We start from the raw sequence: 11077 nt of genomic DNA, 5'->3' as shown, positions 1-11077 counted from the left end.
GTTTTCAATATCTCATTGGCTCGGCGCAGTTCCCTGTTCTCACGCTCCAACGCCTTGAGGCGATCACGTTCACTGCTTGTCAGACCTTCGCGTGCGCCATTGTTAATTTCGCTACGTTTAACCCATTCCAGCAACGTGGAGGGCACACAGCCAATCTTGGGTGCAATTGATTCAACCGCCGCCCATAGCGATGGATATTCGCCTCGATGTTCCTGTACCAGACGAACAGATCGTTCACGAACTTCAGGGGAAAACTTTGTTTGATTGCTCATGGCTCCATTCTCTCAAAAGTTGGAGCCTCCTCAAAACCCGGGGCGATTCATGTTGCGTATTGCATAGTGTCGTTAATCTTGCGGCGTTTGCGCTTTACGAAAAGGGAGAGTTGAAGCGTTGTTTCGCTGCTTCGGGCGACGACGGTGTTTTTGCAAGCACAGGCAAGGTGTTGTCCGCCGAGCGGAAAGTGACAAGTCAGTACGCAGAGATCTCTAACGGTGATGGAGAAATTGTCTATGTGGACGACGATGGCGAAACATTTACCCTAGATGCACTCGGTGAAGATATCGTTTTCGAAATAGTGTCTATGATGACTGGGAAGCGCCCTGATCGTGACGAAGAGCTGTTTAGCGCTCCGGCGGATATTTACTCAAAGCCACCCGTTCTCAGGGCGCTTTTTCGTTGGTAAGGTGCAGCCTACTCCACAATGAGCCCGATCGTTCAACAGGAGCACTTCACTTACACTGCACGGAGATCATAAATCATGAGCATGTTGTGCAGCTTGTATCGAATCACCCCTGAGCAGGTCACAAAGCTGAAAGATTTTCCCGACGCGATCGGCGAGTTGGTTGGCTTTACTGCGCCTCCTCCGAAGGTCAGCTTCCTCTCAAAGCTCTTTGGGAAGCCCCCGAAACAACTTTCTTCTTCAGGGCAGCAGTTCGAACCTGTCGCAGAAAGCGACATATTTGAACTCAATCAAGCTTGGCATATCCTGCATTTCCTGTTTTCTGGCACCAATGCAGAAAGTCCATGGCCTGGCGGATTTCTCATATCAGGAGGCGAGGAGATCGGGCCTGACCAAGGCTATGGGCCAATTCGTCTCTTTGACTCTGAGCTTTCCAGGGCTGTCGCTGGATTTCTCGATACTCAGTCGTTCAAGATGCTGGACTCTGCTTATGTCGCCAGTGAGATTGAAGCGACCGAGATCTATTGGAAAGTTTCTTCCGAACATACTGAACGGCAACGGCAATTGGAAGAACTATGGAGTATGGTCAAGGAACTTCAAACTTTCTTTGAGCACACGGTACGAGCAGGTAATGCAACTCTTCTTTCCATCTACTGAAGTGACATCCAACCTATTGCTCCAAGAGATACACCGCAAGGGTGCGCTCCCGAGCTTGGCACGTTAGTACTCTGCATGGGTGCACCTGATCCATAGGTCTGTTACTCATCCGGGAGAGTTCCCATGAAAAACGAAAAGGCAGCGCCATTCTGATCGTTCATTATCCCTTTATTCGCGGCGATGGGCCAGGTGTTGACAAGTCGCTGGTTCTTTTCGCCGGAGGAGTCTAAACTCGAAATTCTCCGGTATGTTTTTTCACATTACCCTCCCAACAAAGAGTAAAGGAGTACTTATGAAAATGAAACAAACATTTCTGGTTTCTGCAATGGCAGTTGCCATATCCACCGTGTTGACGGTCAATCCGATCCAGGCCGAGTCGCAACCGCAACCGACGATGAACAGTTTTTGGTGGCCGGATCAACTGGATCTGAGACCGTTGCGCCAGAATTCGGCTGAGTCTAACCCGTTGGGCAAAGCGTTCAACTATGCCGAACAGTTTAAAACGCTCAACCTCAAAGCGGTGAAAGAGGATATCGCGAACGTGCTGCATACTTCCCAGCCTTGGTGGCCGGCGGACTACGGCAACTACGGACCATTGTTCATTCGCATGGCCTGGCATAGTGCCGGCGTGTACCGCATTTTCGACGGACGTGGTGGCGCTTCCGGCGGATAGCAACGCTTCGAACCGCTCAACAGTTGGCCGGATAACGTCAATCTGGACAAAGCGCGGCGCTTGTTATGGCCGATCAAATAGAAATACGGCAGCAAGCTTTCCTGGGCTGATCTGATGGTGCTGGCCGGCAATGTGGCGTTGGAGGATATGGGATTCAAAACCATAGGTTTTGCGGGTGGGCGACCGGATGATTGGGAAGCCGAGATCGTCAACTGGGGAACAGAAAAGGAATTTCTCGCCGATGAGCGCCATGATAAAAGAGGTGAACTGGCGAAGCCTCTGGCTGCCGTGCAGATGGGGCTGATCTACGTCAACCCGGAAGGGCCGGGCGGTAACCCCGATCCGTTGGCAGCTGCCAGGCATATCCGCGAATCCTTCGGCCGTATGGCGATGAATGACGAAGAGACGGTGGCTCTGATCGCCGGTGGCCATACCTTCGGCAAGGCGCACGGGGCGCATAAGCCGGAAGAATGCGTTGGCAAGGAACCGGCCGCGGCTGGTATCGAGGAGCAAGGTTTGGGTTGGGCCAATAAATGTGGCAGCGGCTATGGCGTCGATACAGTCACCAGTGGTCTGGAAGGGGCGTGGTCGACCAATCCGGCGCGCTGGACGCATGACTATTTAACTTGGCTGTACGCTTTCGAATGGGAAACAACCAAGAGTCCGGCCGGTGCGACGCAATGGATTCCGAAGGGCGGCAAAGGCGACAACTTCGTTCCAGACGCGCACGATCCGACTAAACGCCATGCACCGATCATGTTTACAACCGATATCGCTTTGAAAGTGGACCCTGAGTACCAGAAAATCTCCAAGCGTTTTCTCGATAATCCCAAGGAATTCGGAATTGCGTTTGCCAAGGCGTGGTTCAAGCTGACCCATCGCGACATGGGACCCAAGGCCCGCTACGTCGGTGCTGAGATACCTGCGGAAGACTTTATTTGGCAGGATCCTATCCCCAAAGTTGATCACAAGCTGATCGACGCCCAGGATATCGCCAGGCTGAAGTCGGCGATCCTGGCCTCGGGTTTGACGATACCTGAGCTGGTCCGGACGGCATGGGCTTCCGCTGCTACCTTCCGCGGTACCGATATGCGCGGCGGTGCCAACGGCGCGCGCATTCGCCTGGCACCACAAAAGGATTGGGAAGTCAATGATCCAGCCGAACTGGCCAAGGTGCTGACTCGTCTGGAATCCATCCGGAACAACTTCAATCGTACGCTGAAAGGCGGCAAGAAAGTGTCGTTTGCTGACGTGATCGTGCTGGGTGGTTCCGCGGCCGTGGAAGAAGCTGCCAGGAAAGCCGGTTACAAGGTGCAGGTACCTTTCAAACCGGGCCGTATGGATGCCGCGCAAGCGCAAACCGACGTCGAGTCGTTCGCGGTGTTGGAGCCTAAAGCCGACGGCTTCCGCAATTATTTTGGTAAGGGTAATGCGTATTCGCCTGCGGAAATGCTGGTCGAGCGTGCGAACTTCCTGACCTTGAGCGTACCTGAAATGACGGTGCTGGTCGGCGGCATGCGGGCGCTGGATGCCAATGCTGGTCATTCCCGACACGGGATATTCACCAGCCGGCCCGGTACCTTGACCAATGACTTCTTTGTGAACCTGCTCGATATGTCTACTAAATGGGCAAGGTCGGCAACCGAGGGTCTTTACGAGGGGCGGGATCGCGCTACCGGCCAGATTAAATGGATAGCTACGCCCGTTGATCTGATCTTCGGTTCCAACTCCGAGTTGCGTGCGGTTGCCGAAGTTTATGCATCGGACGATACCAAAGAGAAATTCGTACACGACTTTGCTCAGGCATGGGCAAAGGTGATGGACCTGGATCGGTTTGACACACGCTGATTTTACTTCGCTATGCACCCAACCTGGCTGTAATCAAGTCAAGTTGGGTGCCCTTTTGGATACCAACCCGCAGGATGCGGTGAGCTGGCGAAATTGGCTGCCTAATAATTTGCTTCTTCAGACAGAATGCTGTCCGGGCAGGGTATCCGGTCCAGATTAGAGTCCGGCCAGAACTTTTGCGACGGTTTCACCCATCAGAGACGGAGTCGGGCAGATGGTGACGCCCAGTTCTTTCAGTCTTTCCACTTTTTCTGCTGCGCTTTCACCGGCTGAAGAGATGATTGCTCCGGCGTGCCCCATCCGTCTTCCGGGAGGTGCAGTCAGGCCGGCAATGTAGGCAACCAGCGGTTTGCTCATGTTTTCCTTTGCGAACAGTCCGGCTTCTACTTCCATTGGGCCACCAATTTCACCAATCATCAGCGTGACTTTGGTTTCCGGATCTTCTTCCAGCTTTTGCAGCACATTCCGGTGCGAACTGCCGATGATCGGGTCTCCGCCAATACCTACCGAAGTCGAAATCCCGATATTCAGCCGTCGCATCTGGTCGGCAGCTTCATAACCCAGTGTACCGGAACGGCCGACGACACCAACGACCCCACGGCTGTAAATATGCCCCGGCATGATGCCCAACATCGCCCGTCCGGGGCTGATAGTGCCTGAACAGTTGGGGCCGGTCAGCATCATTCTGTCCTCCTCAGGGAAGAGGCGTAAGAAGTTTTTGACGGTCATCATGTCCTGGGTTGGAATGCCATCGGTGATGGATACGCAATATTTGATACCGGCATCGGCTGCTTCCATAATCGAATCAGCCGCAAATGCCGGCGGGACGAATACAATGCTGGCTTCCGCACCTGCCTGCTCGACTGCTTCCCGGACGGTATTGAATACTGGCAGCCCCAGGTGTTTCTGCCCGCCTTTGCCGGGCGTTACGCCTCCCACTACATTAGATCCGTAATCGATCATTTCCTGAGCATGGAAGGTGCCGATCCGGCCGGTAAAGCCCTGTACGATGATCCGCGTCTGCTCATTGATGAGAATTGCCACTTTTCTATTCCCCTTTTTTGTTCGTGTTATTCAAACTGCAGCCTGGTTGCGAGCGTGCACTACTTTCTCTGCTGCATCGGCCAGGGTTTCTGCAGTAATGATCGGCAACCCGCTGTCAGCGATGATACGGCGGCCTTCTTCCACGTTGGTGCCAGACAGGCGCACGACCAGAGGGACCGTCATTCCGATATTCCGTACAGCCTGAACCACACCTTCGGCAATCCAGTCACAGCGGTTAATACCGGCAAAGATATTGACCAGCATGGCTTTTACGTTGTTATCCGCCAGTACCAGCCGGAATGCTTTTTCAGTTCGCTCGGCAGATGCGCCGCCGCCGACATCCAGAAAATTGGCCGGTTCGCCGCCGGCCAGTTTGATCATGTCCATGGTGGCCATTGCCAGCCCGGCGCCATTGATCATGCAGCCGATGTCTCCATCCAGCCCGACGTAGCTCAAGCCTGCTTCCGCTGCAGCAATTTCGCGCGAATCGATTTGTGAGTTGTCACGCAATTCGGAAATCCGGTGGCGCCGGAACAGTGCATTTTCATCAAAGCTCATCTTCGCATCCAGTGCGATCAGCTCGTTGTTGCGCGTGACAACCAGCGGGTTGATTTCGAGTATGTTCGCATCCAGATCGCGCATGGCGCGGTAGCAACCTCTGATCGTCTTGACGGCGTGATTGAGCAGAACATCTTCCAGACCCAGTGCAAAAGCCATGGTTCTTGCCTGGAAATCCTGCAGGCCGACAGCAGGCTCGATGTGAATTTTTTTGATGGCATCAGGATTCGTGGCTGCCAGGGTCTCGATATCCATTCCCCCCTGTGCGGAACCCACCATGACGATACGTTCATGACTGCGATCGATCATGAAAGCGAGATACACTTCCCGGGCAATTTCGGTACCGGCTTCGATATACAGTCTGGAGCAGAGTTTACCCGCCGGGCCGGTTTGGTGTGTGACCAGTTTTTTCCCCAGCAGTGATTCAGCTGCGACTTCGATTTCTTCATGTGTCCGGCATACTTTGACACCGCCTGCTTTACCACGGGCGCCGGAATGGATTTGTGCCTTGACGACCCACACATTGCCATCGATTTCCCGGCTGCGTTGTACCGCTTCTTCCACAGTGTGCGCCAATCCGCCTTCAGCCAGCTTGATACCGTATTCAGCCAGGATTTCCTTGGCCTGATATTCATGGATATCCAATATCTTCTCCCTTGAATTTGATGGAATTGTTGGATTTGAAAAAATTCTGGAAAGGTGTGATCAATTAGCCAGTCAGGATGAAATCAGGCAAAAAACTTGGTTTACGCAGAGTAAACGAGCATTTTGTACCTGATTCCAACGCGAGATGGCTGGGTGTGCAATAATTTCTCAGCGTTTTCCCGGATACTTGTTTATTTGCTTTTGGCAGCAATTGCTTCCGCCATTTTGACGATGTTATTTGCCATTCTTTCCGAAGCGGCATCGATCAGGCGGCCATCAAGTGAGGCTGCACCTTTACCTTGAGCTGCAGCTTCCTTCAATGCTGTCAGAATGCGTTTGGCTTTGTCGACTTCTGCTGTGGGCGGCGTAAAGACTTCATTGGCCAGCGCGATCTGTGTCGGATGAATTGCCCATTTACCTTCACAACCCAGTGCTGCAGCACGTCTGGCTGCCTGTTTGTAACCTTCGGGATCCTGAATGTCACCAAATGGGCCATCGATTGGTCGCAGGCCGAATGCGCGGCAGGCAACGGTCATTCTGCTGATGGCTGCGTGCCACTGATCCCCTGGATAATCCGGATTGAGCCCGCCGATATTGGTGGTACGTGCACGATTGCTGGCAGCGTAGTCAGCTACACCGAAATGCAATGCTTCCAGACGCCCGGCCGTTCCTCTGCGGGCGATATCTTCAACATTGGCCATCCCCAGTGCCGTTTCGATCAGTGCTTCCACACCAATTCGGTTTTTCAGCCCCTGCTGCATTTCAAGCTGGCTGAGCATGGCTTCGACCATGTAAACATCAGCATAAACACCTACTTTGGGAATCAGCAACGTATCGATCTTGTGCCCGGCCTGCTCTACCAGATCGACCACATCACGCACCATATATTGGGTATCGAGACCATTGATGCGTACAGAAAGCGTGACACCGTGACTTTTCCAGTCCAGATCATTGATTGCCTGAATGATATTTTTTCTTGCCTGGATCTTGTCATCTGGTGCGACTGCATCCTCCAGATCCAGAAATATGAAGTCCACTCCGCTTTTCAGCGCTTTTTCAAACATTTCGGGACGGGAACCCGGAACAGCCAGTTCGCAGCGCTGTACACGCGGTGTTTTGGTTTCATACAGGGTATGACTCATTATTCCTCCAACGGATTAAATATGATGTTATGTGTGGATACTGGGATGTATGAATACTGCCGGTGAGGGTCCCGGTCGTTCATAAAGACCAGCAGATGTGCGGAATTGAAGGGTAAAACCGGAAACACGGAAGTGATATTTTTGAAAATTTGGCAGCATTACCAGTCGGATTTGCGAAATTATAGCACCGGCAACGATCCGATTTCAGCCATTCCTTGATATCACGCGATGCGCCGGCTGAAATGTGACCGAGCACAGCTGCTGTGATACAGCTTTCGGGTTCTCTGGTTGCAATGAGTGGATCAGTCAGTTTTATTACGGGGAAGTAGGGTAAGAAGTAAAAGGGTATAAACCTATTCTGGTTTTATTCTGCTTTGCTGCTGGAGGATGTGGTTACTCAGGGCTATCTGGCGAGGGTGGAAAATGTTTGATATATACTTGGCATTTGGCGGAGAGGGTGGGATTCGAACCCACGTGCCAGGAAATCCTGACCATCTGATTTCGAGTCAGCGCCGTTATGGCCACTTCGGTACCTCTCCGGTTTGCGGCGAACAACGGGTGCTATTTTATCAGTTTTTCAGCCTGTTTATCGTCGAGCTGCTTTGCGTAAAGGGTTATCACTTGTATTACTGTTCTATCTGGCAAGAGCGCGCTGGTCGTAATAGCGGGCTTTACTGTCATCTATCCGAAAATTCCAGTTATGTGATCTGTTCATGACCAGGCTCAAGACACTTTACGTTTGCAATTCTTGTGGCGGACAGACTTTGAAATGGCAGGGTCAGTGCCCGCATTGCCGTGAATGGAATACGCTGACTGAGACTGTACAAGAGAAGAATGTACTGCGTTTTTCGCCAGATTCGATGCAGAAGCAGGTGTTGAGTTTGAGCGAGGTCGAGACTGAGGATATGCCTCGTTTCCTGACGGGAATGGATGAGTTTGACAGGGTGCTGGGAGGGGGGCTGGTACAAGGCGGGGTTGTGTTATTAGGTGGCGATCCGGGTATAGGTAAATCGACGTTGTTGCTACAGGCATTGTCCCGAATGTCTGTTCATCATCGGGTGTTGTACGTCAGCGGTGAAGAATCCATGCAGCAGGTAGCGTTGCGTGCAAGGCGGCTGTCTCTGGATGTGGCCAGGGTTGATTTGTTGACCGAGATCCGGCTGGAGGCGATCCAATCGATTCTGGCTGAGCATCGTCCGCGTATCGCAATTATCGATTCGATTCAGACAATTTATTCCGAAACATTACAGTCTGCACCCGGTTCGGTGGCTCAGGTGCGTGAATGTGCAGCACGATTGACCCGATTCGCTAAAACCAGTGGTACCTGTATCGTACTGGTAGGGCATGTAACCAAGGATGGTGCATTGGCCGGGCCGCGTGTTCTGGAGCACATGGTGGATACGGTGCTCTATTTTGAAGGAGATACGCATTCAACATTTCGTTTGATTCGTGCTTTCAAAAACCGTTTTGGGGCAGTTAACGAGCTGGGTGTCTTTGCCATGACTGAAAAAGGATTGCGGGAAGTGGGAAATCCTTCAGCGTTGTTTCTTTCTCACCATAGTGTGCGTGTAGCGGGTACTTGTGTGATGGTAACGCAAGAGGGCACACGTCCTCTGCTGGTGGAAATCCAGGCACTGGTGGATGAGGCACATGCACCCAGCCCCAGAAGATTGTGTGTTGGACTGGAACAGAACCGGTTGGCAATGTTGTTGGCGGTGTTGCATCGTCATGCCGGTATCCCCTGTTTCGATCAGGATATTTTCATCAATGCGGTCGGGGGGGTCAAAATTACTGAGCCAGGAGCTGATCTGGCGGTAATGCTGGCGATCGTTTCGTCATTGAAGAATCGGGTTCTGCCTGAAAAAACAGTCATATTTGGAGAAATTGGACTGGCAGGTGAAGTACGGCCGGTACAGCGAGGACAGGAGCGGATTAAAGAAGCTGCCAAACTGGGTTTTACCTGTGCGGTGATTCCAAAGGCCAATCAATCCAGGCAAGCTGTCAAAGGAATCGAAATCATCGCTGTGGAGCGAGTAGAAGAAGCTGTCAGCGCACTTTTCTGAGTTCTGAACAGATCATGTGCAGATTTTTCCGGCATGAATGCCAGTATGTGGGTTGTCAGGCGGGAGAAAGCGACATAAATCATGTGGTGAGTTACGCAGCGAGCTAAATGACCCGGGTATCGACGTGACAATCAATACCCGGGAGATCCAGTTTTACTCCGTGCGGGCAAAACGATCGGCGCTGTTGAATTTGCTGTCCCTGAACGGACGTTTACGGGTTTCACGACCAAATGGTTGCCCGAACCCAGCATCTTTGTCTCCTCGGTGACCTGGGGAAGCCGTGCGTGTATTGGGATTGTCCGACCATGAACGTCTGGTTTTGTGTGCAGCAGCAGAGGAAGATGGTCTTCTTCCTGGTTTGTCGTCACTACGACCAAATCTTGGTTTGGTACGTGGTTCTATACCGGGTATGACATGAAATTCAAAGCGATTGCCGGTAAACCGTTCGATTCTCTTCAGATGAGCAACATCTTTCCCGGATGCGAACGAAACTGCGATACCGGAAGCGCCAGCCCGGCCGGTCCGCCCGATCCGATGCACATAGTCTTCTGCAAACTTTGGCAAATCGAAATTGATGACATGGGTAATGTCGGCAATATCGATTCCGCGTGCGGCGACATCCGTAGCCACCAGAATCTTGAGCCGGCCCTGACGCAGGCCGGTCAGAGTGCGTGTACGTTCACGCTGCGTCATGTCTCCGTGCATGGCGGCAGCCTTGTGTCCCTGGGAAGAAAGATTATCTGCGAGGGAATCGGCATCACGTTTCGTTGCAGTAAATACGATTGCCTGTTTGATGGTGGTGTCACGCAGCAGATGGTCCAGTAACCTGTTTTTGTGCGTGAGATCATCTACATAATGCATACGCTGTTCGATGTGATCGAGTTTGGTATGCTGAGCAGCCACCTGAATGCGTTTCGGTGCTTTCAGCAGACGTGTGGCGATTTTCTCGATTGCAACGTCCAGCGTTGCCGAGAACAGCAGCGTTTGCCTGGTTGCGGGTGTCGAGAGAGCGATGCGCTCGACATCCTGGATGAACCCCATATCCAGCATGCGATCTGCTTCGTCCAGTACCAGCATTTCCAGCCGCGAAAAATCTATCCGCCCGCGTTCGATGTGATCGATCAAACGCCCGGGTGTGGCGACCAGTACATCGACGGTTTGTGACAGGAGTTTATTTTGCAGGGGGTAGGGCATACCGCCCAGAATACTGACGACATTGATACGTGGCAGGAATTTTCCATATTTGCTGGCAGCATCGGAAACCTGCAGAGCCAGTTCACGTGTTGGTGTCAGAACCAGTATGCGCGGGCCACGTCCGCGAATTTGTGCGGGTGTGGCCAGACGATGCAATGCCGGCAGCATGAAGGCGGCTGTTTTGCCGGTTCCGGTCTGTGCACTTGCCATGACATCATGGCCTGCGATCAGATCCGGAATGGCTTGCTGCTGAATGGGGGTGGGGGCAGTATAACCCGCTGCCAGTACGGCTTTTACGATTGCGGGATGCAGATTCAAATTTTCAAATGACACTTTGGTTTTCCTGATAATGAAGAAATTTAATGCGCGAACAGGAATATACCGCAGCAAACAATGCTGGTACCGCTGGCGCATATCTATAAAACATCGCTGCTAACCAGGGATACTGCACAATTTCGAGAAGAAAAATCTGGAGAGGTCAGAAACGATGAAACCTGAAACCCTGCCTTGACTTGATAGAGGCAGGGCGGTAAGTATACAGTAAATTACAGTAAAGGTTGAGTTTTTATGGAAT

8 protein-coding genes, 1 tRNA gene and 1 pseudogene are annotated in these 11077 nt (G+C 52.2%); 4 read left to right on the top strand and 6 right to left on the bottom strand.

The genetic code is table 11. The annotated features are described in order from the left end of the window. Nucleotides 1–272: transposase (locus B5D58_RS10095; RefSeq protein WP_143779569.1), on the bottom strand; the 272-nt coding region annotated here is incomplete at its 3' end. A gap of 59 nt (nucleotides 273–331) precedes the next feature. Here B5D58_RS10095 and B5D58_RS10090 point away from each other — a divergent pair. From B5D58_RS10090 to katG, 3 genes and pseudogenes are all read left to right on the top strand, one after another. After that, a complete protein-coding gene (locus tag B5D58_RS10090) occupies nucleotides 332–682 on the top strand; it encodes a DUF6928 family protein (protein ID WP_041356806.1) in 351 nt (116 codons plus the stop codon). A gap of 75 nt (nucleotides 683–757) precedes the next feature. Continuing rightward, a complete protein-coding gene (locus B5D58_RS10085) occupies nucleotides 758–1336 on the top strand; it encodes a YfbM family protein (RefSeq protein WP_011112360.1) in 579 nt (192 codons plus the stop codon). 394 nt (nucleotides 1337–1730) lie between these two features. Next, nucleotides 1731–3857, top strand: a pseudogene (gene katG, locus B5D58_RS10080) (catalase/peroxidase HPI). 156 nt (nucleotides 3858–4013) lie between these two features. Here the strand turns inward: katG and sucD are convergent. The 4 genes from sucD to B5D58_RS10060 all read right to left on the bottom strand — a co-directional run bounded on the left by sucD (nucleotide 4014) and on the right by B5D58_RS10060 (nucleotide 7785). Continuing rightward, nucleotides 4014–4901 carry a succinate--CoA ligase subunit alpha gene (sucD, locus tag B5D58_RS10075; RefSeq protein WP_011112359.1) on the bottom strand — a complete coding sequence of 296 codons (888 nt, stop codon included), beginning with the start codon at nucleotides 4899–4901 and terminating at the stop codon, nucleotides 4014–4016. A gap of 30 nt (nucleotides 4902–4931) precedes the next feature. Beyond that, nucleotides 4932–6104, bottom strand: a complete 1173-nt coding sequence (locus tag B5D58_RS10070) for a malate--CoA ligase subunit beta (RefSeq protein ID WP_011112358.1) — start codon at nucleotides 6102–6104, stop codon at nucleotides 4932–4934. Nucleotides 6105–6295: 191 nt separating this feature from the next. Further along, a complete protein-coding gene (locus B5D58_RS10065; protein ID WP_011112357.1) occupies nucleotides 6296–7246 on the bottom strand; it encodes an HpcH/HpaI aldolase/citrate lyase family protein in 951 nt (316 codons plus the stop codon). A gap of 446 nt (nucleotides 7247–7692) precedes the next feature. Then, nucleotides 7693–7785 (bottom strand) — tRNA-Ser (locus B5D58_RS10060). Between the two features lie 174 nt (nucleotides 7786–7959). Here B5D58_RS10060 and radA point away from each other — a divergent pair. Continuing rightward, the gene (gene radA / locus B5D58_RS10055; RefSeq protein WP_011112356.1) at nucleotides 7960–9309 is read left to right on the top strand and encodes a DNA repair protein RadA; all 1350 of its coding nucleotides are present in this window, start codon (nucleotides 7960–7962) and stop codon (nucleotides 9307–9309) included. Nucleotides 9310–9462: 153 nt separating this feature from the next. Here the strand turns inward: radA and B5D58_RS10050 are convergent, their stop codons facing one another. Then, nucleotides 9463–10836: a DEAD/DEAH box helicase gene (locus tag B5D58_RS10050; RefSeq protein WP_011112355.1), complete on the bottom strand. Its 1374-nt coding sequence runs from the start codon at nucleotides 10834–10836 to the stop codon at nucleotides 9463–9465. Nucleotides 10837–11077 lie beyond the last annotated feature (241 nt).

Source organism: Nitrosomonas europaea, from assembly GCF_900167395.1.
Taxonomy (GTDB): Bacteria; Pseudomonadota; Gammaproteobacteria; order Burkholderiales; family Nitrosomonadaceae; genus Nitrosomonas; species Nitrosomonas europaea.
This window is presented reverse-complemented; position numbering and strand designations above follow the sequence as displayed.